Source organism: Chryseobacterium mulctrae (assembly GCF_006175945.1).
GTDB classification, from domain to species: domain Bacteria; phylum Bacteroidota; class Bacteroidia; order Flavobacteriales; family Weeksellaceae; genus Chryseobacterium; species Chryseobacterium mulctrae.
Window position 1 is genome coordinate 1 of record NZ_VAJL01000001.1, and the last position, 26,972, is coordinate 26,972.

General features: G+C 33.6%; 21 protein-coding genes and 1 pseudogene. 11 read left to right on the top strand and 11 right to left on the bottom strand.

Going from position 1 to position 26,972, the window contains the following annotated elements:
* A partial coding sequence (locus tag FDY99_RS00005; protein ID WP_228448708.1) for a hypothetical protein occupies positions 1 to 729 on the top strand: 729 nt, incomplete at its 5' end.
* Between the two features lie 432 nt (positions 730 to 1,161).
* Positions 1,162 to 2,392: pseudogene (locus tag FDY99_RS23655) on the top strand (primase-helicase family protein).
* A gap of 497 nt (positions 2,393 to 2,889) precedes the next feature.
* Here FDY99_RS23655 and istB (FDY99_RS00020) read toward each other — a convergent pair.
* Positions 2,890 to 3,627, bottom strand: a complete 738-nt coding sequence (gene istB / locus FDY99_RS00020) for an IS21-like element helper ATPase IstB (RefSeq protein ID WP_139418563.1) — start codon at positions 3,625 to 3,627, stop codon at positions 2,890 to 2,892.
* A complete protein-coding gene (gene istA, locus FDY99_RS00025) occupies positions 3,624 to 5,189 on the bottom strand; it encodes an IS21 family transposase (RefSeq protein ID WP_139418564.1) in 1,566 nt (521 codons plus the stop codon). The genes istB (FDY99_RS00020) and istA (FDY99_RS00025) overlap by 4 nt, the downstream gene beginning before the upstream one ends.
* Before the next feature lie 198 nt (positions 5,190 to 5,387).
* Here istA (FDY99_RS00025) and FDY99_RS00030 point away from each other — a divergent pair, with 198 nt between their 5' ends.
* Positions 5,388 to 5,702, top strand: coding sequence for a hypothetical protein (locus tag FDY99_RS00030; protein ID WP_139418565.1), 315 nt, complete (start codon positions 5,388 to 5,390; stop codon positions 5,700 to 5,702).
* A 60-nt stretch (positions 5,703 to 5,762) separates the two neighbouring features.
* On the opposite strand, the gene FDY99_RS00035 is transcribed toward FDY99_RS00030, so the two are convergent.
* The 3 genes from FDY99_RS00035 to FDY99_RS00045 all read right to left on the bottom strand — a co-directional run bounded on the left by FDY99_RS00035 (position 5,763) and on the right by FDY99_RS00045 (position 11,614).
* A complete protein-coding gene (locus FDY99_RS00035; RefSeq protein WP_139418566.1) occupies positions 5,763 to 7,112 on the bottom strand; it encodes a RagB/SusD family nutrient uptake outer membrane protein in 1,350 nt (449 codons plus the stop codon).
* Positions 7,113 to 7,123: 11 nt separating this feature from the next.
* Positions 7,124 to 10,303, bottom strand: coding sequence for a SusC/RagA family TonB-linked outer membrane protein (locus FDY99_RS00040; RefSeq protein WP_139418568.1), 3,180 nt, complete (start codon positions 10,301 to 10,303; stop codon positions 7,124 to 7,126).
* 66 nt (positions 10,304 to 10,369) lie between these two features.
* On the bottom strand, positions 10,370 to 11,614 hold the full coding sequence (locus tag FDY99_RS00045; RefSeq protein WP_162304119.1) for a TlpA family protein disulfide reductase: 1,245 nt from the start codon (positions 11,612 to 11,614) through the stop codon (positions 10,370 to 10,372).
* Between the two features lie 977 nt (positions 11,615 to 12,591).
* Here FDY99_RS00045 and FDY99_RS00050 point away from each other — a divergent pair.
* From FDY99_RS00050 to istB (FDY99_RS00080), 7 genes are all read left to right on the top strand, one after another.
* Positions 12,592 to 13,101: a helix-turn-helix domain-containing protein gene (locus FDY99_RS00050; RefSeq protein ID WP_162304120.1), complete on the top strand. Its 510-nt coding sequence runs from the start codon at positions 12,592 to 12,594 to the stop codon at positions 13,099 to 13,101.
* A gap of 298 nt (positions 13,102 to 13,399) precedes the next feature.
* A complete protein-coding gene (locus FDY99_RS00055; protein ID WP_139418571.1) occupies positions 13,400 to 14,092 on the top strand; it encodes a hypothetical protein in 693 nt (230 codons plus the stop codon).
* A gap of 262 nt (positions 14,093 to 14,354) precedes the next feature.
* A complete protein-coding gene (locus FDY99_RS00060; RefSeq protein ID WP_139418572.1) occupies positions 14,355 to 14,759 on the top strand; it encodes a hypothetical protein in 405 nt (134 codons plus the stop codon).
* 434 nt (positions 14,760 to 15,193) lie between these two features.
* A complete protein-coding gene (locus tag FDY99_RS00065; protein WP_394344534.1) occupies positions 15,194 to 16,477 on the top strand; it encodes an RNA-directed DNA polymerase in 1,284 nt (427 codons plus the stop codon).
* Complete coding sequence (locus tag FDY99_RS00070) at positions 16,467 to 17,543, top strand: carbon-nitrogen hydrolase family protein (RefSeq protein WP_139418574.1); 1,077 nt, start codon at positions 16,467 to 16,469, stop codon at positions 17,541 to 17,543. The genes FDY99_RS00065 and FDY99_RS00070 overlap by 11 nt, the downstream gene beginning before the upstream one ends.
* A gap of 428 nt (positions 17,544 to 17,971) precedes the next feature.
* Complete coding sequence (gene istA / locus FDY99_RS00075; protein WP_139418575.1) at positions 17,972 to 19,522, top strand: IS21 family transposase; 1,551 nt, start codon at positions 17,972 to 17,974, stop codon at positions 19,520 to 19,522.
* A 12-nt stretch (positions 19,523 to 19,534) separates the two neighbouring features.
* The gene (gene istB / locus FDY99_RS00080) at positions 19,535 to 20,272 is read left to right on the top strand and encodes an IS21-like element helper ATPase IstB (protein WP_139418563.1); all 738 of its coding nucleotides are present in this window, start codon (positions 19,535 to 19,537) and stop codon (positions 20,270 to 20,272) included.
* Positions 20,273 to 20,589: 317 nt separating this feature from the next.
* Here the strand turns inward: istB (FDY99_RS00080) and FDY99_RS00085 are convergent, their stop codons facing one another.
* From FDY99_RS00085 to FDY99_RS00105, 5 genes are all read right to left on the bottom strand, one after another.
* Positions 20,590 to 21,120: a hypothetical protein gene (locus FDY99_RS00085; protein WP_115972234.1), complete on the bottom strand. Its 531-nt coding sequence runs from the start codon at positions 21,118 to 21,120 to the stop codon at positions 20,590 to 20,592.
* A gap of 156 nt (positions 21,121 to 21,276) precedes the next feature.
* Positions 21,277 to 21,657, bottom strand: coding sequence for a hypothetical protein (locus tag FDY99_RS00090; RefSeq protein WP_115972233.1), 381 nt, complete (start codon positions 21,655 to 21,657; stop codon positions 21,277 to 21,279).
* A gap of 183 nt (positions 21,658 to 21,840) precedes the next feature.
* Entirely contained in the window at positions 21,841 to 23,031 is a 1,191-nt protein-coding gene (locus FDY99_RS00095; RefSeq protein WP_115972232.1) for an energy transducer TonB, read from the bottom strand.
* A gap of 178 nt (positions 23,032 to 23,209) precedes the next feature.
* Positions 23,210 to 23,728 carry a hypothetical protein gene (locus FDY99_RS00100; RefSeq protein ID WP_115972231.1) on the bottom strand — a complete coding sequence of 173 codons (519 nt, stop codon included), beginning with the start codon at positions 23,726 to 23,728 and terminating at the stop codon, positions 23,210 to 23,212.
* Positions 23,729 to 23,865: 137 nt separating this feature from the next.
* A complete protein-coding gene (locus tag FDY99_RS00105; RefSeq protein ID WP_115972230.1) occupies positions 23,866 to 24,600 on the bottom strand; it encodes a hypothetical protein in 735 nt (244 codons plus the stop codon).
* 239 nt (positions 24,601 to 24,839) lie between these two features.
* Between FDY99_RS00105 and FDY99_RS00110 the strand changes: the two genes are divergently transcribed.
* A complete protein-coding gene (locus FDY99_RS00110) occupies positions 24,840 to 25,499 on the top strand; it encodes a hypothetical protein (protein WP_115972229.1) in 660 nt (219 codons plus the stop codon).
* Positions 25,500 to 25,581: 82 nt separating this feature from the next.
* Here FDY99_RS00110 and FDY99_RS00115 read toward each other — a convergent pair whose 3' ends face one another.
* The gene (locus FDY99_RS00115; RefSeq protein ID WP_115972228.1) at positions 25,582 to 26,823 is read right to left on the bottom strand and encodes a tyrosine-type recombinase/integrase; all 1,242 of its coding nucleotides are present in this window, start codon (positions 26,821 to 26,823) and stop codon (positions 25,582 to 25,584) included.
* Between the last annotated feature and the right edge of the window lie 149 nt (positions 26,824 to 26,972).

Here is a 26,972-nt window from a genome sequence, read left to right on the forward strand (position 1 = left end):
TCAGAAGAAATTATACGGACGATGGAATTTTTGGGAAGAATTTGTAGGTTATCCTATGATGATTTATTATCGAATCAGGGGAGAAAAATTCAAAAGATGTTGGCAAAAAGAATTGACAAAGCCAAACAGAAAGCTGGCAAAATTGTTCTTACTGAAAAAATAAAAAATGAGTTTTTGATTCGGTACGAAAAGTTGGATAATTTTTTCAGTTTTCATTTCAAAGACATTGACGCATCCAGAAATCATAATTTTGAAGAGAAGATCCAATACTGTTTAGACCAATACAAAAAAGAATCTAACAACCTAATAAGTTCAAGTAATATGATGAAGTTGCAGGGGAATTTTCTCAACGGTGCTGAAGCTACCCTTCTTCTATATTTTGCTTTAGACAGCAAAACAAAAAGAGAGATTCGGCTTTCCGATATTATGATCGGTGAAAACAGTTCTAAAATTTTCATTGCTTTCTTGAAAGTCAAAAAATTCATCGATGAAAATCACAATTTACTCGTAGATCAGAAATCTTCTTTCATCAGAATACACCGCTTTTTGAAGGACAATCATATTATTAATCCCGATTATCAAGATTCCACGATTATTGAGGCAATGGAAAATGAATATAATACCAATTTTGATAAAGGAACATTTTCAAGAGCAGTCCTTGTGAAACCCAATGATTTTGAAGAGATTATCTATCAGGAATTATCTAAACTATTTAATATCAGCTATTAAACTTTACGCAATTGAGTAGAATTGTATGATTAGTCTATCATACAATTTTGTCTGCAAAAAAACAATCGTTATGCAGACAACCAATCCATTCCAAACCATTCTTGATGAATTAGGGGAAGTAAAAGATACTCTATTCTCTCAAAAAAGAACCTGAAATCGAATTGAAAAGAAGCTATACTCTATCAAAGAGTGTTCAGAAATTCTTAAACTCGATTATCAGACGGTTCGCTCACACATTTTAAAGGGAACATTAAAGCGGAACAAATCGGACGATTCTATCGAATTAGCCATTTGATCTGATGAATGCTTTAAACGATGTCAAATCGCTAAAGTATAAAAGATAACGAACCCATTTGTTTATCCGAATCACTATTGTTTAACCTTTCCGTATTTCCTGTACGGTATAAAATCCTTTAAAAATGAAGCGAAAAAATTCCTTATATAAGAGTAGGAACAACGTACTATAAAAAGATTGAAAAACCATTAATTTCCGGAGATAAGATCTCGATATTAGTCCGCTGGAATCGTGAAACGATTATCAGCGACTATGGAAAAGTATACGTTTCAAAAGTTCCCAAGTATGATGGCTTCTGTTGCATTCCTTCCCATCTGCAATACCAGCAGATCATTCAAGGATTCTACAATGTCTACAATGAAATCCCTTACCAGCCTATTGAAGAGAATTTAGAAATCGATTCACTTCTAGAAAAAAATTCCATTTTCCTTGAAGTTTATGGAACATATTTTTGGAGAACAGTTGGAGCTGGGCTTAGACTATATCAAAATTTTGTTGCAATATCCCATACAAATGCTACCGATCCTTTGCTTGGTCAGCAAAGAAAGATCTACCGGAAAATCCACATTCATTAAATGGCTTAAATCTATCTTCGGACTTAATATGACCTATATAAAAGGAGATTCCTTCAGCAGTCAGTTCAATTCGGATTGGACATCGATGTTGATTGTAGCCATTGATGAAGTATTCTTCGAAAAAAAGGAAATTACGGAACGTTTAAAATATCTTTCCACGACTGACAAAGACAAAAAAGAAGCCAAGGGAAAAGACCGTGAAGAAGTAGAATTCTTTTGGAAAATTTATTCTCTGTTCAAATAATGAAGACAATTTCATTCAAATCGATGAAAATGAGATCCGATTCTGGATAATCAAAGTAAGATCAATCAAAAGCGAGAACACTGAATTTCTGCACAATCTCTACAAGGAGATTCCCTATTTCCTTCGTTACCTAATTCAAAGACCCTTCCACAGTCATAAGGAGACAAGGATGTGGTTCACAGATTCACAGATCAGAACGAAGGCTCTTCAAAGATTGGTTTGGAAGAACAGCAATAAACTGGAATCCAAGATCATCGAACTTTTATATGAGTTTTTCGAAAGTAATGAAGACAGCAAAATCCATTGTATTCCTCAGGATATTTTCAATATGCTGGGTAAAAAATGTTCAAAAAACAGTTATTGGACAATCAATGATGTCAGGAAATTACTCAAAGAAATCTGGAAACTCGAGCCTGAAAAAAATTCATTAGCCTATATCAAATACGACCTAGATTATGGTTTAAGTTTTTTCCAACAAAATAAAACAGGCGGTATTTTACAGTAGAAAGGAATTTTATTCTTCAAAAATTTGATGAAATGATGAATTAATAGATAATGAAAATAAAATCAATTAGTTACAGCTCATCAAAAGCCTCATCAAATTTTAAACCCTTGATTTTTGATGAGAGACTGATGAGAATAATACTTCAAGTTTGATGAGATGATGAGAGATTGATGAGAGTGTAAAATATTATCATTCAGCTAAATACAATGTTTTCTCATCAATTCATCAAAAATTAGTCAGAACCAAACCAAACCGCTTGAACTGACAGAACACCTACTATTTATCACCAAAAAACAGTAAAAATTACAACAATGAACTGCAAACAATTCAACAGCATATCGTTGGAAGAAGTCCTCCAAAATCTCGGACACCTTCCAACGAAACAAAATGAAAAAGAAGCTTGGTTGTAAATTCCAGTGATATTGACCACCCAATTTCAATTCAAAGTGACCAGGTAATTTCGGTTTAAATTGACCACCCTTAAATTTGATAAAAACTCTTGTTTTTCATGTGTCAATTAGTATTCAAATATAATAAATAATTACTCCCTGTTAACTCCTCTCTTTTTTCTCATAGATTCCCCCTGGAGTTCCAGGCGGTGAGACTGATGTATAAGTCTGTCCAGAATAGCATCGGCAATGGTCTTTTCACCAATAATGTCATACCAGCCCTGCACCGGGATCTGCGATGTTACAATGATGGATCCGTTGTTGTGACGGTCTTCTATGATCTCCAGAAGGGTTATCCTGTTGGCACTGTCCAAAGCCTGAAGACCAAAATCATCAAGGATGATCACATCCTGTCTTTGTATTTTTGCAAGTTCGCGCAGGTATGACCCGTCTGCTTTTGCCATTTTTAGTTTGGCAAACAGCTTGGAAGTATTAAAATAATTGACCTTGAAGCCTTCGATACAGGCCTGATAGCCCAATGCGGTTCCCAGGTAACTTTTACCCACGCCTGTACTTCCTGTGATCAGGATGTTTTCATTTTTTTCTACGAACTCACATCCTGCAAGACGCATTACCAGATTACGGTCGAGATTGCGGGTGTCATCGAAGTTGATACTTTCAATACTGGACCTGTAATGGAACTTTGCATTTTTGATGCTTCGCTCTATGCGCCTGTTGTGCCTCTCATCCCATTCGGCATCGATGAGCATCGATATAAACTGGTCGAGGGTATAATGGTCTGTCCTTCCGCTTTCAATAGCGGTCTTAAAGGCATTGTGCATGCCGTAAAGCTTCATTTGCTTCATTTTGCTCACTGTCGGTTCGTTCATAACTGTTGATATTTAATGATAATATTGTTTTCCTCTGATGTTGCCGTGATCAGGCAGTTCTGCTCCTTTTCTTCTTTTTCCGGATCGATCATCTGATCCAGATTGTTCTCCAATATCTTCTGTACGGTCTTAAAGCTGTAGATCTTAAAATCCAATGCCCGTTTACAAGCATTTATCAATCGCTCTCTTCCTACTTTCTTTTCGAAGTTCAGGATTCCCAGGCAGCTTTTGTAAGCTTGCTCGGGATGATTCCGACTGTCGATAATTTGGAGGATATATTCTCCCACTGCAGTATCAATACTGTTTGCCCAATCGATAAAGCGGGCAGCACTCCATCCGGCCACGAACTGGTGGGTGCTGGCTAAATGTTCTGTAATGGTCGTGTAGACATAAGGCTTGTAATTGCGTCTGTGCATCGCGATCCTGTTGTATTTATAGTAGATCTCCACAGTGGAAGATGTGTATAGGATCTTGATCTTTTTCTTGATATACTGGTACGGAACACTGTAGTAGTTCTTATCCCGGCTCAACTGTACGTGCCCGTTCTGCATCACTGTTGCAAAGGATTGGTACCTGATCTCAAAACGACGCTCAGGCAGTGGGCGCAGCTGCTGCTTCTCGTCCTCCAGGAACAGCTCGTAGCGGGAGTAAGGGCGTCCTGTGAGCTTGCGTTTGTTATGAGAGTCCAACAGATCCCAGATCTCACTATTTAGTTCATCCAGGCCGCAGGATCCCTGTTGAAGGTTGGCGTAGATCCTTCTGTACAGGATCTTTACCGCTCCCTCTACCAAGGATTTATCCCTCGGTTTGTAAGCCCTGGCAGGCAAGATGGTCGTTTCATAATGTTCGGCCAGATCGGCCAGGGTCTCATTGATGGTGGGTTCAAAACGGCTGCTTTTGATCACTGCGGATTTTAAATTATCAGGAACGATCGCTGCCGGTGTGCCTTCAAAAAAGCGGATGGCATTTTCTACAGAACGTACAAAATCTTCCTTCTGCTGGCTCATAGAGGCTTCAGCATACGTGTACTGGCTTGCTCCCAGAATAGCTACAAAAAACTGAACTTCTTTAAGCTCCCCGCTTTCCTTATCAATAATGGAGAGTGTTTTCCCTGCATAATCGACATACATCTTATCACCGGATTTGTGATTCATATGCATCACCGGGTTCACACGCTTGCCCCATATCTTGTAATGATGCCGGAACTGTGAACTCTGAAAACCATCAGGATGCAGTGCAAGATATTGCTCCCACATATGATGGATAGTGATTCCTACCTTTTTGAGCTCACGTTCCATCTTTGGGAAAAAATCGTACAGGGACTGTAGTTTGGGGCTAATGGACTCCGCGGTGGTATTGGAAAACAAAAGTTCCAGCTCGGCATCTGTCTTGGCATTGATCGCATCAAGGTTTAAGCCCAGAATCTCATACAATGAGATGTATTTTTTAACGGTATTTCTGGAAAGGGATAAATAGCTGCTTATAAATAACTTGCTCTTTCCAGTGCTGTAGAATTTTATGACTTTTCTAATTTTACTCATGTCTGTTATTTTATTTGCCATAATCCGCTTTTTTTAACGAATGTATGACGCTAACATCATGAAAAAATCAAGTCGTTTTTATCTCAAATATAACCCAGATAACAGGTGGTCATTTTGGACCGGAAAGTGGTGGTCACTTTGCTCCGAAATCAGTGGTCAATTTACTCCGAAATTAGGTGGTCAATTTGACCGTCTTTTCCATATAAAAAGACCAATAAAATGAAATTCAATCAATTTTTGAAAATGAATGCGGTAGCTATTGCAGCTGTTATGTTTACAGGTGCTCTAATGTCTTTTAAAATCGCAGAAAAAAAGGCAGAACCAATGCAATATTTTTATAACAGTAGTAGTGTCGCAACTGGAGCTTTCTCCCAAGTATCCAATTGGACAGAAGGAGTAGGTTCAGGATGTGTTACTACAGGGAATAAACCATGTACAATCACAGTTCCTGATGGACAAGATTTAATTGATGTGATTGGGGGATTAACTAATAGTGAAATCCTTGATATTCATCCTCTTGAAAAACGACAATAACAGTCCTTTCAATCAGTATTAAAAAGTAGGGTTGACAATAATTTGCCAACCCTATTATTTTTATCTTGGATTCTGTGGCATTCCCGTAAGCGAAATAATATCTTCGGGAATAGCTATTGCATATCGTGGATCATTGGGAGGTAAAGTGTAGGTTTGCCCGTTAACCGTTCTGGTAAGTGTAATATTTGCACCATCACGATTGTATCTTTTTAGGTCTGACCATCTTAGTCCACGAATGAGAAGTTCTTTTCTTCTTTCCTTCAAAATAATAGTCAGAGCATCTAACTGTGAACTTGCTGTTATCGGAACATAAGTTCCTGTTTTCCATCTTTTGGAAAGCAAATTATTGAGATAACCCATACCTTCTTGGATTTTATTCAGTCTTACATTACACTCAGCTACCATCAAATAAAGTTCATCGGTTGCCACACTGACAATCGGTCCATTGACATTATTATAGTAGCCTTTGAATAGAACTTCATTAGCTGTATTTTTTCTGAAAAATACAGTTTTGCGCAAATCATTGTTATTATACATCTGGTAAATGTGGTCGGGAATCTTGGCAGGCATTAAGTGGGACTCATAGGTTATAGCTGTCCACAAAAGAATTTCTTTATTCATTTCCTCAATAGGAAAATCAGCATTGGAATTCAGAGTATTAAAATCCATCAGCTCATTATTGATGCTCAATGCTTGCTGAGTATTGTAAAGCGCATTATTATAATCTCCCATGAATAGATAGGTACGAGCCAATAAACCGTACACAGCGGCTCTTGATATACGCATCCCTGAAATCTGCTTAGGCAAGAGTAACGGTATTGCAGTCTGCAGATCACTGATGATTTGCTCATAGGTCTGCTTGACTGTTGAACGCACTGATGGAATATTCATATCGGGGTCAAGTCTTAGCGGAAGCCCCAAATCTGTTCCTGCAGTTTGAGGATTATAAACCTTACACCAGATCTGAGCAGCATCCAGATATCGGAAAGCACGTAATGCCAATGCCTGACCTCTGATGTTATCTGCCTGTTCTCCTGTAAAGTTTTTATCCTGCATATTGAACAGAACGGCATTACAAATATAGATGCTTCTGTAACAGGTAGACCAATCATTTCCTGATGAAATGGGATTCGCCACATTATCAGGCATCCACGTATGAAAACGTTTGGTCGCCTCAAAGCTCAAACCATTGTAATCCGCATCTGTAAGATAATAATCATCCGAACTTGTTTCTCCACTCGAAGCAAAGTCGACATTGAGGAAACCATAATTATTGAGAAGCATCTGGTTGTCTTCCAATCTGTCCAGAGTCGCCAGTTTCAGGTCGGACTTTTCATCTAAAAAATCACTGCATCCAAACGAGATCAGAATTAATGATAATGATATTAAAAATATTTTAGTTTTTCTCATTTCTATCAATTTTAAAATTTAGCTTTTAATCCTAAGGTGAAGGTCATAGGAGGTTTTAAGACATTGTTTCCCAAATTGAAATCAGGGTCGATTCCGCTTTTACTCTCTTGCCAAAGTATTCCGAGATTACTCACATTGGCATACATCTGAAGACTTTTAAGCGGTAAACCACGCCATTGCTTTTTACTGATCTCATATCCAAGATTGATGTACTGCAGACGGATATGGTCGCCTTTTTCAATCAGGGCAGCCGAACCTGCATAGAATGCATCCCTGTTGGAATTCGTCTGATAGAGATTGGAAGGAACATTGGTAAAGGCTTCATCACCTGGTTTCTGCCATCTCTGCTCGTAATCGCTGTGACCATTCCATTCCCTGAATAAACTGGTGTAGTTAATGGACGGTTTTCTGAAATAATAACCCAGCTTATAAGTAATTCCAACATCAAGGCTTAGTTGCTTGTAAGCAAACGTGTTCGTGAAAGAACCGTAAACAGTTGGTACTGCTGAACCGAAATACTTTAGGTCTTTGACATCGCCACCCATTATATTAGCGTAATCCTTACTGACCTCTCCATTCAGATAACCTCTTGGGTCACCTGTCTGAGGGTCAAGTCCTGCCCATTGATAACCGAACATCGAATACACAGGTAAGCCTTCAATTCCTGATATAGGAACAGAAGCAAGTACGAAGTTCCTTGCCATAGTACTGCTCGGATAATACTTCGTCACTTTATCTTTGTAGGTACTGAAATTAAGTGTTGTAAGCCATCTGAATGATTTGTTGATATTGATGGTCTTGAGTTCCACATCAACACCTTTTCCTTCTATTCCTGCAACATTCCATACAAGACTGCTTAGTCCAATGGTGTAATCCAGTGGAACCTGTCCGAAAAGATTTTCTCCTTTTTTCTGGAAATACTCCACTGAACCTGAAATTCGGTTGTTTTTGGTTGCAAAATCCAATCCTGCATTGATCATTCTGACCGTTTCCCAACGAAGCTGGGGATTGTAGTAATTGTCAAATCTCGCCATCTGCTCCTGCGTGTATGTTGAAACACCGAGCAATGCCATTGTTGTTACAGCCACCATTGCAGGATTGATATTCCCATTGAAACCATAAGAACCTCTCAATTTCAGATCAGGAAGCCAGCTCACAGAATAGAACTTTTCATTGCCTACATTCCAAGATAGACCTGCCGACCAGAAAGGATTCCATTGGTCATTGGTCTTCAGCCCGAACAAGTTGCTGGCATCACGACGGGCACTTCCCGATATGGTATATCGGTTATCAAATGTGTAGGCTGCATTGGCATAGACCGAAACAAAACGATTGGTTGATTCCCTCAAAGAATTCAGATTATCGATAAAAGCTGTACCTCCTGCAATGATCGGGAATCTCTTGCTGAGGTCGACCGTTCCAAAGGAAAGGTTATTCGAGTCGTAGCCATAATAACGGTTATTGCTCGACTGTGAATTGGAATCTCTTACCTCACTTCCCAAAATAGCTGAAACCTGATGGTTACCAAAACTTCTGTTAAAGTTGAGCTGTCCTCTGAAGTTGTTAATTAACAATTGCGAGTTGGTCTTATCTATTATTGCTCCTTTGGGTACATTGTAGGTCAGACTGCCATTGGAATTAATGACCGTGAACCTGTTTACATAATCTCTTACAAAGTAACTTCCTTCATCATAAAGGGTATTGGAAAGTCCAGTAGTTCTTTGATACTGATATTTTATATCAACATCCAATCCTTTCAACAGTTTGTAATTCAATCCTGCGTTGAGAATGATTTCCGAACTTCTGCTTTTAGCAGTATTGTGCTCCCAATCGGTAAGCGGATAATAATTCCAGTCCAGTAATTTTCCGTTTCCTAATGCTGATTTATAACCCTGCTCATAAGATTTTGAAACTGCCAACGGATTTCCGAATGCATCTGCCATTTCCATATAGGGAACAGCGTTGGTTTTCATAATAATGCTTCCAAAAGCACTGCGTCCGCTTTGGGTCGCTGAATGAGTGAAAAAGATTCCTGTGTTCAAAGTAAGGTTCTTCAGTGGTTGCCAGGTATTGTGAAAACGAAGGTTCACACGCTCGTATTTTTCACCAAGATTTCCCGTATTGTCATCATATCCCAAAGATGATGTCCAAGAAAATTGAGGAGCTCCGCCTGCCATACTTAGCGAATACTGTCTGTTCTCCAAAGGCTGATACATATACTTTTTGTATTGGTCACGGGAGTCAATCGTCTTTAGGCGTTCTATTTCGTTTCTTACATATTCGGATGAAAGCAGTCCTTTCTTTTCTTTATTCAAAAGGTCAACCACAGGAGATAATACAGGATGACTTGTGGAATTAATATCTGTATTGTAGAAATTCTTCTTGAACATTTCCTGTTCGACATCGATGTAGTCTGCACTTGACATTGTTTTCAGATAATTGAAATCAGGCTTTGGACTCGTCATTAAATAAGTATTGAAATTGACGGTCACAGGCTGGTTGTACTTTGCTGTTTTGGTTGTAATGACAATCACACCGTTAGCCGCCCTTGCTCCCCAGATACTCGATGCGGCGGCATCTTTAAGAACGGTAATGCTTTCAACAATGTTGGGATCAATATTGCTGATGTCCCCGTCATAAGGAAAATTGTCTACTACAATCAAAGGCGATTTAGGTCCCTGAATGGTACTTAGACCTCTGACCATAATTTGTGAGCCTCCTTGGGAAGTACCTTTATTAATAACAATTCCGTTGGCTGTCGCAGCTAAACGGTCAAGAATATTGGTGGAAACCTGTGTATTCAGGGCTGCATTACTCACCGATGAAAAAGAACCTGTGGAACGTTCTTTAGGGATTTTCTGATAACCTGTCGTGAGTACTACCTCATCTATTTGGGCTATCTTTTCGGATAGATTAATTTTTAATGGTTCTTTCAAAGGAAGCTCCAAAAAAATGACCTGCTCTTCATAGCCTTTACCGATAATAACAAGATTGATTTTTTTGTAATTGGTACTAAGACTGAAGTTTCCATATCTGTCCGTAGTAGTTACGGTTTTTGAGTTCTGTATGGTGATTGTTGCTCCTCTTACAGGTAATCGGGTTTTTTCGTCGATAACGCTTCCTGTAAACATCTGCTGTGCCATTATAGGCACGCAATAGCATAGGACGGGAAGCACTAATAATTTCTTCATAGTCTGATATAGTTTTGTGTTAATGTAAATTCAATGATTTTTCAAGCGGTGGAATGTTTATTTCCGCTAGTCTTTGATGACCATCATCAAAACCTGACGCTCTTGAGGTATCAGGTCAAGGTCGTATTTCCGAAGCTCTTTTTTTAAGGTGGCAATATCTTTGACTCCCGAAACTTCCAAATCAACATTGCCCTTGTATCCTGTCTCATCGATAAACAATTCCCTGATGGGAATTTCACCGTTAAGCATATTGACCATATTTTTAAGCGGTACATTTTTAAGGATGGATGGGGTTTGTGGAAAGGTGGAACGCTTTTCACCTCCTTTGGTTGCCAGCTTGTCTTTTGTGCTTGTTCTCACTAGAACAAAACATTTTACAGGTCTTTTCTCAAAAGTTACAGTATAACCTGAATAACGATTGAGATCTTCCAGCATATAATTGTAGAGATAATCAGATTTCTGTTCTGGGATAATGAACTCGTAGTTATAGAGATTGGTTCCATCATTTGAGCCGTCTGATTTTTCTATCGGCATTAGTTGTTCTGGTTGATTAACGTTGATAATTATCCTTTTTCCTGTGAAAGACATTTTATCTTGCTGTTTGATAAGCTCATATCCTATAGGATAATATATACTCCATAAGGGAACATTGGTAAATTGTCTACCGTGGATTTTTCCTGATGCTGTTTTGCGATATGTTCCCCCTGCACCAATGTCAGGAATTTGTCCTTTAGCAAAAAATGAATAATTGAGGAGTTGAACATTTCTCTGACGCTCATAGTCTTCGGATAGCATCAATGGCCTTGCCCTGTCCATTTGGATAATGGTCTGAAGGGATGATTTATCACCGCTTAGCACTTCATTGATGGTTTGTTCAGTAAGCTGTCCTGCATCAGTCGAATTGAATACTTTTCCGTCCTTGATCCATATGATAAACGGAACACCTGCATGTGGAAACAGGTCGTGAAGTTTCTTGTCATCGTAGGTAGACAGCATATTATTATGCCTCTTCCCATTTGGAGAAGAGAAGAATTTTTCCAAAGCGGCTTTATCCTGGCTGCTTACCGGAAGTATTTTGATTTTATTTCCGAACTTTTGTTGCAATGATTCAATTTTAGGAAGATTGATCAGGCAGGCACTGCACCATGTACTCCAAAAATCTATTAGGATTAATTTATTCTTATCCTCTGAAAGATCAATCGTTTTCTGAGGATGATTAACAACCTGTAAAGGTGTTGCCCAAAAACTTTCAGGAATGGGATCTCCAATTTTAAGAGACCTGTTCTGGGCAAGAGACGTGGTGGTTGCCACAAGTGTAAAAATAAGGGACAAAAGCCCCTGCAAAAGATATTTTTCATACTTTTGTTAAGGTTTAATTTGTTAAACTTTGCTCTTTCCTGCACTGTGTAAATTCCAAGATACTATTGTGCAGAAAGGGCTTTTTAGGTCTTTGTGTTTGATTAATTTTTACTGTCTGTTTTGTACTTTAATTGTTTAAAAGACCTTTCGGGAGGAAGTTTTACCAGTGCAGAAAACTCCCCACCCATCAAGGTCAAAAATTAATATGAATGAAAATTAACGTCTCGTGTAAGCTGTGAAGCCGCAATAGATTGTGCACCTATTGTAAGTGTCATTTTTAAAAGTGAAAACATTTTATTGAAATATAAAAACAACCATAACCGTCTGAATTATACAGACCGTTTACTTTTTTGTTTTCAGTAATAAATTCCCTTCGTGCTGAAAAATAATTTGGAAAATTAAAAGAAAGCGAGTACTTTTAAGGTGTGAGTTTAAAGCGTAGTCTGGCTTTCCTTTTACAATTAAAGGAATTTCGGAATGTGTCAATAATAAGTAAGTGATGCCAACCAAGCATTTTATAGGCAAATCTGGCATATAGCTATAATTTTTCCTGTTTTGCTAGCGGACTACTCCGGTGGGCAAATAAGAAGAATGGTTGAAAATGTCGTTCTCATAATATTTAGTTTCGATTGTATGGAACGAGTCTATGAAGGAAAGGGTGGAACCCTATCTTCCACTTTTATCGCGGTACGGCTAAGAACCTATGACGAAGTTTCCGATAGGGTGCCCACCCCATAAAATGCAAAGTTACAAAATATGAGGTTGCGACAACCCTACTGGTCTTGCGTCATCTAAAAATTAGCCGTTTTCGATAACAAGACTCAAGTTAATATTGGTCGCTTATACTTTATGTATGTTGTATGACAAATGTAAATATTATAACTGATATATGCAAATAATAATTAATTAAATATAAAAATACATATAAATTGAATAAATCTGATAAAAAAGCAAGATTAGTTTCTCCTGAATATAGAGGACAGATTGGCAAAAAACTAAAGCAGAGAAGAATTGAACTTAATTTCTCTATTAATGATATTGCTTTTATGACGGATATAACAGACAATACTGTTCTTAGCATTGAGAAAGGGATTACTACAAATATTGATTATTATGTAGAATATGCTAAGGCTGTCCATTATCCATTAGAAACTTTAGATGATTTTAAGATTAAATTAGTACCTCATAAAGCCCTTCCAGACGATAGGAAAGCAAAAGCAAATTTAACTGGTAAAATTCGAAAATGTATTGTACAATCTAGTTTTCTCAACACCGGTAAAACCGTAGCAGAAATTAAAGCAGAGCTGATTAATTTTAAGTTAATTGATGCTACACAAGTTTCATCTACTGAAATTGCTGGAGTAATGCGCAACTTTGTTATTGATGGTATAGTTAAGATAGAAAATAAGGTGGGACGAAAGAATATTTATATTAAATAATTAATCTCTATTGTATGTTTGCAGATCTTAATCTAACGAATTTGAAAAATAGAATAGTATAAATCTTTCAGATTAATCCTGACGAGAGTTGGGATTTTTTGTTTTTTAAGAGTTGAAGAAATTTATATATAGTGATGAGAATTCAGTAAAAATACTGAATAATAGTTTTGATTAGCTTTTTATTTTTGTTATTTACGGAAAACCGTAATTGTATAAATAAAAAAAGAATTATGTTTGAATTTTAGCTGTAATTTCATAAGAAAATATTAAAATAAAATCTCAAAACGCCAAAATAATCATGGAAAAAATCAGAATTAAGGAATTAGTTGAATTTAGAACAAAAAGCTCTGATAAATCAAAACGGAATTTCGCATTAAAACTGAAAACGAGGAAAGTAAAGGAAAAAAAAGATGATGATAAAAATGGTGGAGGAAATTATTGGAGTATTAGTAACAGTTCTATTTATAATACTTTTAAAAATGGTGTAGATGAATATTATGATGAGAAAATTAAAGATATATTAGATAGACAAAAAAATACAGACAGTAAGAGGGATAAAGTAATGTATCAAAGAAACTTGGATATATTGAAAAGTTTTAAAGAATTTGATATCTTAAATTTAAGACCAACTAATATAACTAAATTTGAGACTATCCATAAATCTGTGAAAATAATTACTATAATGAACTTTCCAATTTATATTAATCCTGACTTAGTATTTCATTTTGAAGAAAATGGGAAAGAATTTGTTGGAGCATTATTATTATTAGTACCACAATTAAATGGTTTTACAAAAGCTAATTTCGGTATTTTTTGTGAAGTGTTATACACATTCTTAAATAAACATTATTCAGACAATTATCAAATTTCAGAGGAATACTGTATTGCAATAGATACTTTTAATGCATCAAAAATTTCTTATATAGACCTGATTAATAAGAAAGCACCATCTCTCTTAAAATCTACTTTAGATGAAATTAAAAAACTATAAACTCTTCCAGCACTATGCCTATAGTTAAAAAATTAGTCATCATAAAGTATAGCTAGATTAGGAATGAAAAATCATGAATATGGTAGAGATTTATTATGAGTAATATTTATAATTTGTTGCTGAATTAAATTAAAATACTGAACCGTAATTGTCGTGTTTTTATTGTTGTGTTCACTGGAATCCGTAATTTGAATTAAAGTTCTTTATATATTTGATATAGAAGTTGTTTAAAAATTTAAAATCCTAATAATTAATTACTAAAATGAATTTAAACATAGATAAAATTAAGTTAGCATACAACAAATTAAAAACATATGTATATTATGACAATACTGAATTATTCCTAAGAGAAAAACTTGTAGAATTCGAAACTGACACAGTAAAATCCAATTTTAATCTTAATTGGGAAGTTTCTAAACTATACACAGCGGATGAAACAAAAAGCATATTTGATATTTTCACACATGAAGACAAAAGTATAGAAGAGAATTTAGATATTAAATTCACAAAATTACTTAATGAATTAAATAATTTTAATGACAAAAGTGATTACTTCAAACATCTTTTTAATTCCATAACTGTTAATTATTTCCCAAAAAAATATATAATTCTAAACAAGATGAAAATTTTATTACTAATAAAAAACAATCAGATTCGTATAAATTAGAAAAGATTACCGCATTTATTAATATTCCGATTGAACTACATATCATATCAATTATTTGGATAAATGAGTTTGGATTTAGGTTTGATACAGAGTTATTAAAAGAATGTAAGGGTAATCGATTAATCTTAAATAAAGAAAAAACTGATGTAGTTAAAAACTCATCTCTATTTAAACCATATTTTACCCAATATCAAAAATGGAGAGATGAATCGATAATTGTTGCTCAAAATCTGCTAAAAGATGAAAAGAATGCTTTATTTATTAATTTAGATATTAAAGATTACTTCCATTCTTGCCGTGTAGATCTAAACACATACTTTGATGTAACTAATGAGAAGCTAAATTGTATAAATTATATTTTAAGAAAAATACATGTTATTTATTCTGATTTAATTGCTAAAAAACATAAATTCCCACATGACTTCTCTTCTGAATTGGAAAATAAATCACTATTACCTATAGGATTATTATCATCATATGTAATTGCAAATCATTATCTAAATGATTTTGATAAAATTGTAACTAATAAGTTTAAACCAGCATATTATGGTAGATACGTTGATGATATATTAATTGTCCTTTCTGAACCAAATATAGAAGATTATCCAAAAGGTATCTATGAAAAATATTCTTTTGATTTTGATGAATACAAAGTTAAGATCTTAAATGAAATTGATAATAAGAACAAGATTTTTGAATTATCACGAGTTGATAAATATCTATTACAAACACTTTATCCACTATTCAAAATTATGCCTGGTGGAGATGGTAAAAATATTATCAAAATCGATCAATATGATAATTTAGTTTGTCAATCACAAAAAACATCCATGTATTATTTTGATTACAAAGAATCTGACCTAGTAATTGATAAATTAAAACAAGAATTAGATTTTAAGTCAAGTGAATTTAGAGATCTTCCTGATGACAATGAAGACTTAGGGGATTTTGATAAAAATGCATTTTATTTAAATTACACTGATTCTGAAGGTAAAGTAAGAACATTAAAAGATTATAAAGAAAACAGGTATGGCTTAACTGTCTATTTAACTAATAAAATTCTTGGAGCAATTAAACATAAAAAAAGTGTTTCTGATGACGAAATTAAGAAATTTTTGAAACTTTTTAATGGAGAAAATATAATTGAGTTTTATCGATTATGGGAAAAAATTTTCACATATTTATTAGTTAACAACAAACCTATTGAATACGTAGATTTTTATTTTAGATGTATAGAAGAAATAAAAAAAATTGATTTACTAAAAGATAATTTTAAAAATACTAAAATCAAAAATCAATATATTATAAATACTTTAATTAAGTTTTTAGATATTTCACATGAATTAGTTTTATCACTAAATCCAAATTTCTTAAAACAAAATAAAAAAGTTCTTAAAAACTTTGAATACAGAAGTAACAAATTAGAAAGTGAATATATTGGTTTTTTCTTTAACGAAATAACACGTCCAGATTCATTTTGGACAATGAGATATCGAAAAACAAATATGCTAAGACATCACTACGTTTCTATACCCTTATTAAATTATACTAAAGAAAGTTATACGACAACAATTAATCTATTAAGTTTAAATTTTAATGTAGAAAAATATACTATTGACGAAAATTTGTTATCAAATTCACCACGTCCAATTAAATTTTGGGAGTGCACAATATCACAGTTATTTACTGATTTAAAAGAAAAAAGCTATGAAAAATAAAAACGGATACTTTGATATTGCTGATTATTTTGAAAACAAACATTTTCTAGATCAAGTTTTCGAGAGGTATAGAAAGGCAAATCAAAATCATATATCGTCTGATAAATTTGATGATAATATCGATTATCTTAAAGATAAATTTTACAAATTTCCAAAAAAAGATGGTCACGGTGATGAAATAATACAAGAAATACACATTAACTCTACCGAAGAAAAATTGAAACCTAAAATAGGAGTAGCAAACACATTCGTTGATGAGAAAAATATTGTGGCAGGTTTAAGAAATACACCAAATATTTCTAACTTACGATATCAAAATCTTGTACGATTTCTTAAAGAAACTAGAAAAAACAAAGCTGACATTGTGGCTTTTCCCGAATTTTTTATTCCTGTAGAAATTTTTTCAAGTCTTGTTAGATATGCAGAAAAAAATCAAACTTTAGTAATATCAGGATTAGAGCATATAACTGTAAATAATTACTCTTTTAATTTTATAGCTACTATATTACCTTTTGAAATTGATGGAAAGAAGGATGCTACGATTGTTTTTCGATTAAAAAACCACTATGCTCCGGTTGAAGAAGAGTTGATAATAGGAAATCACTACTTAATTCCAAAACCATCTACAAATAGGTATCATATATTTAAATGGAAGAATATATATTTTTCTGTATTTTATTGTTTCGAACTTGCAAATATTGCACATCGAAGTTTGTTACGTAGTAAAATTGATCTACTTTTTGCAATCGAATACAATCAAGACACAAATTATTTTTCAAACTTAGTTGAATCTCTTACAAGAGACATACATTGTTATGTTGTACAAGTTAATTCTAGTCATTTTGGTGATACGAGAATTAGTCAACCAGCTAAATCTTACAATATTGACATTGTAAAATTAAAAGGTGGTGAAAATAATGTAACTGTTATAGGAACTATAGAAATAGATAAACTTAGAGAATTCCAACGCAAAAAATATAGCTTAACTAAAACTGACAAAACATTTAAACCTTTACCTCCTGATTTTGATAAAAATGAAGTTATTAAACGAATTAAAAATCAGTAATGTGCAAAACTGCTAATGTTAAACAACTCTAAAAGACTACATAATAGAAAAACTTATTAATCATATTCATTTATTAATAAAGTAACAGAAATTTATATTTAAGAGTAGTTAATTTATAAAAATATTTAGTTTTTAAGGAAATAGAAACTAGAACTTTGTTTTAAAAATCCCTATGATTTACGGTTTTCCACAAAATTTTTAATTTGGGCTTTTATACATTTGAAAACTAATTGTATTGTTAATCTTATTGGAAAAGACGGTCAAATTGACCACCTAATTTCGGAGTAAATTGACCACTGATTTCGGAGCAAAGTGACCACCACTTTCCGGTCCAAAATGACCACCTGTTATCTGGGTTATATTTGAGATAAAAACGACTTGATTTTTTCATGATGTTAGCGTCATACATTCGTTAAAAAAAGCGGATTATGGCAAATAAAATAACAGACATGAGTAAAATTAGAAAAGTCATAAAATTCTACAGCACTGGAAAGAGCAAGTTATTTATAAGCAGCTATTTATCCCTTTCCAGAAATACCGTTAAAAAATACATCTCATTGTATGAGATTCTGGGCTTAAACCTTGATGCGATCAATGCCAAGACAGATGCCGAGCTGGAACTTTTGTTTTCCAATACCACCGCGGAGTCCATTAGCCCCAAACTACAGTCCCTGTACGATTTTTTCCCAAAGATGGAACGTGAGCTCAAAAAGGTAGGAATCACTATCCATCATATGTGGGAGCAATATCTTGCACTGCATCCTGATGGTTTTCAGAGTTCACAGTTCCGGCATCATTACAAGATATGGGGCAAGCGTGTGAACCCGGTGATGCATATGAATCACAAATCCGGTGATAAGATGTATGTCGATTATGCAGGGAAAACACTCTCCATTATTGATAAGGAAAGCGGGGAGCTTAAAGAAGTTCAGTTTTTTGTAGCTATTCTGGGAGCAAGCCAGTACACGTATGCTGAAGCCTCTATGAGCCAGCAGAAGGAAGATTTTGTACGTTCTGTAGAAAATGCCATCCGCTTTTTTGAAGGCACACCGGCAGCGATCGTTCCTGATAATTTAAAATCCGCAGTGATCAAAAGCAGCCGTTTTGAACCCACCATCAATGAGACCCTGGCCGATCTGGCCGAACATTATGAAACGACCATCTTGCCTGCCAGGGCTTACAAACCGAGGGATAAATCCTTGGTAGAGGGAGCGGTAAAGATCCTGTACAGAAGGATCTACGCCAACCTTCAACAGGGATCCTGCGGCCTGGATGAACTAAATAGTGAGATCTGGGATCTGTTGGACTCTCATAACAAACGCAAGCTCACAGGACGCCCTTACTCCCGCTACGAGCTGTTCCTGGAGGACGAGAAGCAGCAGCTGCGCCCACTGCCTGAGCGTCGTTTTGAGATCAGGTACCAATCCTTTGCAACAGTGATGCAGAACGGGCACGTACAGTTGAGCCGGGATAAGAACTACTACAGTGTTCCGTACCAGTATATCAAGAAAAAGATCAAGATCCTATACACATCTTCCACTGTGGAGATCTACTATAAATACAACAGGATCGCGATGCACAGACGCAATTACAAGCCTTATGTCTACACGACCATTACAGAACATTTAGCCAGCACCCACCAGTTCGTGGCCGGATGGAGTGCTGCCCGCTTTATCGATTGGGCAAACAGTATTGATACTGCAGTGGGAGAATATATCCTCCAAATTATCGACAGTCGGAATCATCCCGAGCAAGCTTACAAAAGCTGCCTGGGAATCCTGAACTTCGAAAAGAAAGTAGGAAGAGAGCGATTGATAAATGCTTGTAAACGGGCATTGGATTTTAAGATCTACAGCTTTAAGACCGTACAGAAGATATTGGAGAACAATCTGGATCAGATGATCGATCCGGAAAAAGAAGAAAAGGAGCAGGAACTGCCTGATCACGGCAACATCAGAGGAAAACAATATTATCATTAAATATCAACAGTTATGAACGAACCGACAGTGAGCAAAATGAAGCAAATGAAGCTTTACGGCATGCACAATGCCTTTAAGACCGCTATTGAAAGCGGAAGGACAGACCATTATACCCTCGACCAGTTTATATCGATGCTCATCGATGCCGAATGGGATGAGAGGCACAACAGGCGCATAGAGCGAAGCATCAAAAATGCAAAGTTCCATTACAGGTCCAGTATTGAAAGTATCAACTTCGATGACACCCGCAATCTCGACCGTAATCTGGTAATGCGTCTTGCAGGATGTGAGTTCGTAGAAAAAAATGAAAACATCCTGATCACAGGAAGTACAGGCGTGGGTAAAAGTTACCTGGGAACCGCATTGGGCTATCAGGCCTGTATCGAAGGCTTCAAGGTCAATTATTTTAATACTTCCAAGCTGTTTGCCAAACTAAAAATGGCAAAAGCAGACGGGTCATACCTGCGCGAACTTGCAAAAATACAAAGACAGGATGTGATCATCCTTGATGATTTTGGTCTTCAGGCTTTGGACAGTGCCAACAGGATAACCCTTCTGGAGATCATAGAAGACCGTCACAACAACGGATCCATCATTGTAACATCGCAGATCCCGGTGCAGGGCTGGTATGACATTATTGGTGAAAAGACCATTGCCGATGCTATTCTGGACAGACTTATACATCAGTCTCACCGCCTGGAACTCCAGGGGGAATCTATGAGAAAAAAGAGAGGAGTTAACAGGGAGTAATTATTTATTATATTTGAATACTAATTGACACATGAAAAACAAGAGTTTTTATCAAATTTAAGGGTGGTCAATTTAAACCGAAATTACCTGGTCACTTTGAATTGAAATTGGGTGGTCAATATCACTGGAATTTACATAAATAATTATGCAACTCCACTCAATTGCGCGAAGTTTAATACTTGACATTAAGCAGTTTAGATAATTATTGATGTATATCTTTTTCAAAATCAATAGAATAGAATCTACTTTTAGTAGTGGATGATTTTTATTCTTTTTTGTGTTTATTCAGATAGCTAAACAGAGAAGAAGTATCATTATTATTTTGAGTTAAATCTCAGTTTAGTTTTTTCAATCAATTCTTCATAACACAACTTACAAATTTTCATTTGGTACGTTATTTCGTGTCCATTATAGATTCTCTTAACTTTCTCATTATTCCAATCATAAACATAAATTTCTTCAATTACTTTATGAGGTTCTGATTTTTCACCACTATCTAATCGATATATCACCTCGCCATTAATTCTTTCAACAATAAAGAAAGGAATATCATTTTCTAAGAATATGGTCGTTTTTTTATTCCATTTTCTAGACCCATTGCTAATCTCATCATACTCAATTTTGATAATTTTCTTTCCTTTTTTGAAAATCTTGTATTTTTTTTCATCAGCATTATCTCCATTACTAAAGTCAATTCCTCTTATTAGAGAAAGGCTATCAATTATCAATGTTTTTGAATTTTTAATTTTCAGATATTGTTTGTTAATATCCACATCTTTTTTTTGTGAATAAATACTGGAACAACTGATGAACCAGAATAGTATTGATATATTTAGTTTTTTGGTCATAAAGTATTTGCTAATGGAAAAAGTACTGTCGAAGTGTGTGATAAATAAGAACTGGAAGTTCAATTTCAATCAAGCTAAGCAGTTATATTTCGTGTGACTAAATCACAAAAATTTTAAACCCGAATTTTACCAATACCTGCTTATATAAAGGTTTTTTTACAGTTTTATATATGTGAATGAACAACCTTCATCACAAATAATTTCGTATTTGGAAGTTACAGGATTTAGATAAATTTTATTGGGGTTAATTTCATCAAAAAACATTAAATAAAATCGTTCTTTTTTGGCAATATTTATTTTTAATTTATTTCCATTGATTTTATACGTTCCTTTATCTCCATTTTCATTTTGAAGCTTACTTTTACTTTCGAATATTAATGTTTCGCCATTTTTAATTTCATTCGTAAAAATTTTAGCACTTCCATTTTTGCCACTTTCAGCAACTAATTTCCATTTTCCAATTAATGTTTTATTTAAATTGTTTTGTGAATAAGAATTTATAGAAATTATGAAAGCGAGTAGAAATAATATTTTCATTTTTTAAATTTAGTTATTTAAATAATTTGTTCATTTTCAATTCAATAAAGCGGTTTTTTTACAAACTTGTAGCTAACACCCAAATATACATAGTCTGTCGATTTTAAAATATTTATTCAATCACCTGCTCAAAGTCTAATACTTGATATTATACAGTGTAGATAATTCTTAATAAACAATTTCTTAGTTTCTATTTACATTTATAGGAAGAACAATTTTAACGTCTATTGGCTTTCCTTCCTTTTTGGCGGGTGTCCATTTTGGTGAAAGGTTCAACACACGTCTAATTTCTTTTTCTGAAAAATTCCCTGTGGTCTTTACATTTAGAATATTAATATTTCCTTGTGTGTCAATTAAAAACTCGATAACAGCATTACCCGAAACTTCATCAAAGTTGAAATAATTATCTTTAATAAATGGTATAAAATTAGAGTTTCCGTCTTTAAAGACGGGCTTTTCATCAACTAATAGATTGTCTAAATTAAAGTTATTATGTATTGCTTCTTTCTTGGGTTTTATGGTTTGAGTGTTTAAGTATAGAAAGTCAGGGTTATTTTTCAATTCAATAAGTTTGAAATAAGTCCAATTTGTATAATCAAAAATCTTGTCGTTCAATTTATCTGTAATGGATTCAAAAAAAGCATTAAAGAAAATTTCTCTTTCGAGATATGTTTCACTAATTCCATCTAATGTAACACGATTAATATCGTAAATTTTGTCAAGATTAAATTCCCCACTCATTAGTCTAAAATTCCAATCCAAATTATATTCTTTTCTGATTATAGGATTATCACCAAAGGATAATTTTGTAAAATCTGTTGAATAAGTGTCAGGTCGATAAACACTAAGCAATATGTTGTTCAATGTTCTTTTTTCCAACATTATAAGAATATTGTCATTAAAAGTAGCATCATATTTATCGTTATCATTTTTCACTTCCCAAATCCCTATGAATCTTCCTTTTGTATCAAACTCGCCCTTTAAACCGCTCCAATTAACTTCTCCTACTAATATATCGTCTTGAAATTCCAAAGAATAACTCTCAGAAATTCCATTCTCAAGAAATTTGAATATCCAGATTCCATTTTTTAAGTCATTGGTATAATTTCCATAGAACTCAATTTTATAACCGTCATTTTCAAAATGATATTTCCAAGTTCCAACTTTCAAATTTTGAGTATGTTGACCAATTTCTGATTGATTCTTGGCTTTAAAATATTCAAATTTACCTTCCAGTATTATATTATTCTCCTTCCCTTTGTAAAAATTATACTTTGCAGTTCCTTCTTTATAATTTCCTTCAAAGGTTTTTAAGTCCTGAGAAAATAGGGTAACTGAAAATGTTAAAAATAGGATTGTAATAATTTGTTTCATATTTTTCGAAGTGCATTACACAATTAAGGAGACCATTTCGGCACTTGGTGATGGCAGGGCAATTAAAGTATAAATCTTCACTTTTTGGTAAAAGTTCAATCGAAGAACTGCCGTTGAACTTTGCAGTTTTACCCACTATTGCAAAACCGCTCTGGCAATTACTCTTTAATCTATTTTTTTATCTATTCATAAAAGTATGATAAAATTCTCCGTCATCAAGATTTTGAATTTTATTTAATAGCAAAATCAAATTATCCTGAATTTTTGGTTCTATTTGATTTTCTATAATCATTTTTTTTGTTTGTTCAAATTTAGCGCTTCTAAATTTAACATCAATTACTGATTGGAATGCCTTAGTTCTAACTTGGTCTCCAATCAGAAACATTAATTCATTTTCCCAATCTTCTTGAGTTTTTTCAGAAAACTGACCACTATATCTTTCAAAAGTCATAGAAAAATTTCCGTTCCAATCTCCCCAATCTGGTGATTCATCCATATTACCAACAAAAAAATCAAGTTCGTTTATTTCATCTACAATAACTGTTTCGGTATTTAAATTATATTTTTTGATAAGGTCAATGCTTTTAGCTACCTCATTCCCAAATATGTTCAACTCATAAATATCATTTTCTAAATCAAAATATTGGTGGTTGCTGAATTTTAGAACAATCAAATTATCGTCAATTTTTTTTGACATCAGTTAATATTGGATATTTATTTACGATTTTAAGATTTTCCATTTTGCAGTTCGTTTTATAATTGCACTAACTATCAAATATACATAATAGTACGATTGGAATGGCTAATGATGAAATTTTACCCGACTACGAAAATTTAATACCTTATATTAAATAGCTTAGATAATTTTTGATAAATATCTTCTTCAAAATCATTGGGTTTAACAGTGATAGCTCTTGAAAATGTTCCCTTGTCAAACTTGGTATTATATTCGTTTTCCATCGCCTCAATAATAGTGGTGTCTTGAAAATCCGGATTAATAATATGATTGTCCTTTAAGAATCGGTGGATTCTGATGAAAGAAGATTTCTGATCTACGATTAGGTTGTGATTTTCATCGATGAACTTTTTGTCTTTCAAAAAATCAATGAAAATTTTAGAACTGTTTTCACCTATCATAATATCCGACAGGCGAATTTCTCTTTTTGTTTTACTTTCTAAAGCAAAATATAGAAAAAGGGTAGTTTCAGCACCACTTAGAAAATTCCCCTGTAACTTCATTAGGTTACTTGAAGTTATTAAGCAGGTGGATTCTTTTCGATATTCATCTAAACAATAATTGATTTTCTCCTCAAAATTGTGATTTCTTGATATATCGATGTCTTTGAAGTGAGAGCTGAAAAAATTCTCCAACTTTTCATACTGTATCAAAAACTCGTTTTTCATTTTCTCAGTAAGAATAATTTTGCTGGCTTTCTTTTTGGCTTTGTCGATTCTTTTTGACAACATCTTTTGAATGTTTTCTCCCCTGATCCGATAATAGACCATCATAGGATAGCTTACAAATTCTTCCCAAAAGTTCCAACGTCCGTATAATTTCTTCTGATCCATAATTTCATTGATTATTAATAAAAACCAACTTCTCGCAGAACCAGTTTCTAATTACCTTTCCATTTTTAAATTTTGAAGTCCTAATTGCGTACCTGCAAAATTATCTTTGTGTAGAGATTTTTGTATTATAACGCCCTTTCAAAATAATAAATTTATGTGTATTGAAGCTAAATTGTTAAAACTAAATTTTTATATATTCAAAATTAATATATAAATTTATAAAACATATCACATAATATATGAGCTATCCAAAAGAAGTTTTAAAAGAAGCTTTAGAAAATTTTTTAGTCGAAAGATTAAAAGAGTATGATTTTAATTTCAATGCAAAAAGTTTAAAATTTGTAAGAGAATTTGATGAAATAAAAAATGAGATATATTTTCCTGCCGCCAAATTTAATTATGCAAATGAAATTATTCAATTTGATTGTTATTTTGACATTGAAAGCTCTAAATTTAAAAGGTGGCACAAAAAGAATTTTCCTGATTTAAGTGTATCATATTACTTAAATCCAGAGAACCATTACAGCAAAAAATTTAATAGGGAGTTATACGCTGCGTATTATGATTTTAAAAAATATGATCATCAAAAGATAATGGATGTAATTTTTGAGAATTTCGTCAAGTGCAAAAATCCATATTTTCTTGATAATAATACTTGGGAAAAGATTGCAAAAAATAGTGTTGCCGAAGATAAAATCAACGCATTAATTATGTGCGGAAAATATAATGAAGCTTTCGAATTATGTTCGGATAAGATAGAAAAATATCAAAAATATATGGAATCCGATGATTACAAAAATGAATCAAATCCAAATCTAATAGAACATTATCAATATCATTTAAATCGATTAGCAGCAAAAGGAGATTACTTAAAAGAATATATCAAGATTGATTTGTAAAATAAGATTTAGGGATTCCTAATTGATTATTTCAATTCCTTAATTTCTTTATAGAATATATCTTTCTTATACTCAAAATAGCTTACTTAAAAACTTCGTTCATATAATTAACTTTATCGTCTTCACTTGGTCTGTAATACGCATTGAAGACCTCTAAACTAGTATGTCCTGTGTAGCTCATAATTACTTTGTCAGGAACTCTCTTATTTTTCATTATAGTGATAAAGCTTCTTCTTGCAGTATGTGAGGAAATTCTTTCCCAAAACTCAGACTTTACGTCTACTAATTCATCACCATATTTCATAGTTTTCTTTATCTCATCAGTAAATTTCAGCTCTTTAAAGACCTCCTTAATAAATTCATTCATCTTTTGATTCGTAATAGTTGGTAAATCATAATCATACTTTTCAAGAATTGATTTAGAAATAGTATTAATTGGAATTGAAAGATTCTTAGTTTTACTTTTTAAATCAATAACCCTAATAAAGTCCCCTTGAATATCCTGTTTTGAAATACGATTGTAATTTCCAAAGCGCATTCCAGTTACACATCCAAAAACAAACAAATCTCTAACTCTTTCAAGTCTTTTATTTGTACTGAAATCATATTGATAAATTTGTTCCACCTGCTCGTAGTTTAGAGCTATCTCGTCTGTTCGGAATTTGGGAGGTTTCTTGAAATTGATAAAACCATTGTTGTAGGTGTATTTCTTACTCAAAGTCCAATAAAAAAAAGTTTTTAATAATCCCACGTTTCTATGGACAGTATTAGCGGAATGGTCTTTTTCTTCGATACAATATTTGAGAAATTTATTATAGATCTTTTCATCAAAATTACCTAAACTTAATTTTAATTTGTATTCCTCTTGGAAATTCTCTAACAATTTTTTGTTATAATCATATCTGCTTTTAGTTGATTTAGATATTCCCTTTCCAGAATAATCATTTTCTTTTTCCTGAACAAATTCATCATATATCCTGAAAAAATCGTCTTTTCTTTTGATCTTTTTAAATTCTTCGTCAAATCGCTGTCTTATAATATCAATCGTTATCTCTTCGCCAATGTTTTTGTAACGATTGACAATCTCGGTGAAAAAACCGATGTATCTGTCAAGTTGTTTTTTTATACTTCTATGGCTCTCGGCTCTTTTTGTTCTTCCGTTTAGATCGTTGGGTTGCCGGTTATCGAAATCCCATTCTTCAGGTTTAATTTTTTCTCCAGTAGAATAGATAAAATTCTTATTTTCATTTCCAAAATAAGAACGGAAGTAAATTAGTGTTTCCTTTTCGCCGTTGGGTTCTTTAAGTTTGAAGGTAGAATTCATAAGGTGCTAAATTAGGTGCTAATACTTTCATAATTGAACATAAAAACAACTTGTTTTTATTAATACAAATATATTTAAAATATTGATAAATAGAATACTTATACAAAATTAGATATGTTAATTTTAACAAGGTTCGTTTCCCTCTCTCT

What these genes read in the sequence shown, in the direction of transcription:
- FDY99_RS00070 (WP_139418574.1), top strand. Translation starts at nt 16,467, where the DNA reads ATGAAAAATAAAAACGGATACTTTGATATTGCTGATTATTTTGAAAAC.
- istB (WP_139418563.1), top strand. Translation starts at nt 19,535, where the DNA reads ATGAACGAACCGACAGTGAGCAAAATGAAGCAAATGAAGCTTTACGGC.
- FDY99_RS00055 (WP_139418571.1), top strand. Translation starts at nt 13,400, where the DNA reads ATGGAAAAAATCAGAATTAAGGAATTAGTTGAATTTAGAACAAAAAGC.
- FDY99_RS00115 (WP_115972228.1), bottom strand. Translation starts at nt 26,823, where the DNA reads ATGAATTCTACCTTCAAACTTAAAGAACCCAACGGCGAAAAGGAAACA.
- istA (WP_139418575.1), top strand. Translation starts at nt 17,972, where the DNA reads ATGGCAAATAAAATAACAGACATGAGTAAAATTAGAAAAGTCATAAAA.
- istA (WP_139418564.1), bottom strand. Translation starts at nt 5,189, where the DNA reads ATGGCAAATAAAATAACAGACATGAGTAAAATTAGAAAAGTCATAAAA.
- FDY99_RS00060 (WP_139418572.1), top strand. Translation starts at nt 14,355, where the DNA reads ATGAATTTAAACATAGATAAAATTAAGTTAGCATACAACAAATTAAAA.
- istB (WP_139418563.1), bottom strand. Translation starts at nt 3,627, where the DNA reads ATGAACGAACCGACAGTGAGCAAAATGAAGCAAATGAAGCTTTACGGC.
- FDY99_RS00105 (WP_115972230.1), bottom strand. Translation starts at nt 24,600, where the DNA reads ATGGATCAGAAGAAATTATACGGACGTTGGAACTTTTGGGAAGAATTT.
- FDY99_RS00030 (WP_139418565.1), top strand. Translation starts at nt 5,388, where the DNA reads ATGAAATTCAATCAATTTTTGAAAATGAATGCGGTAGCTATTGCAGCT.
- FDY99_RS00110 (WP_115972229.1), top strand. Translation starts at nt 24,840, where the DNA reads ATGAGCTATCCAAAAGAAGTTTTAAAAGAAGCTTTAGAAAATTTTTTA.
- FDY99_RS00095 (WP_115972232.1), bottom strand. Translation starts at nt 23,031, where the DNA reads ATGAAACAAATTATTACAATCCTATTTTTAACATTTTCAGTTACCCTA.
- FDY99_RS00040 (WP_139418568.1), bottom strand. Translation starts at nt 10,303, where the DNA reads ATGAAGAAATTATTAGTGCTTCCCGTCCTATGCTATTGCGTGCCTATA.
- FDY99_RS00100 (WP_115972231.1), bottom strand. Translation starts at nt 23,728, where the DNA reads ATGTCAAAAAAAATTGACGATAATTTGATTGTTCTAAAATTCAGCAAC.
- FDY99_RS00090 (WP_115972233.1), bottom strand. Translation starts at nt 21,657, where the DNA reads ATGAAAATATTATTTCTACTCGCTTTCATAATTTCTATAAATTCTTAT.
- FDY99_RS00035 (WP_139418566.1), bottom strand. Translation starts at nt 7,112, where the DNA reads ATGAGAAAAACTAAAATATTTTTAATATCATTATCATTAATTCTGATC.
- FDY99_RS00085 (WP_115972234.1), bottom strand. Translation starts at nt 21,120, where the DNA reads ATGACCAAAAAACTAAATATATCAATACTATTCTGGTTCATCAGTTGT.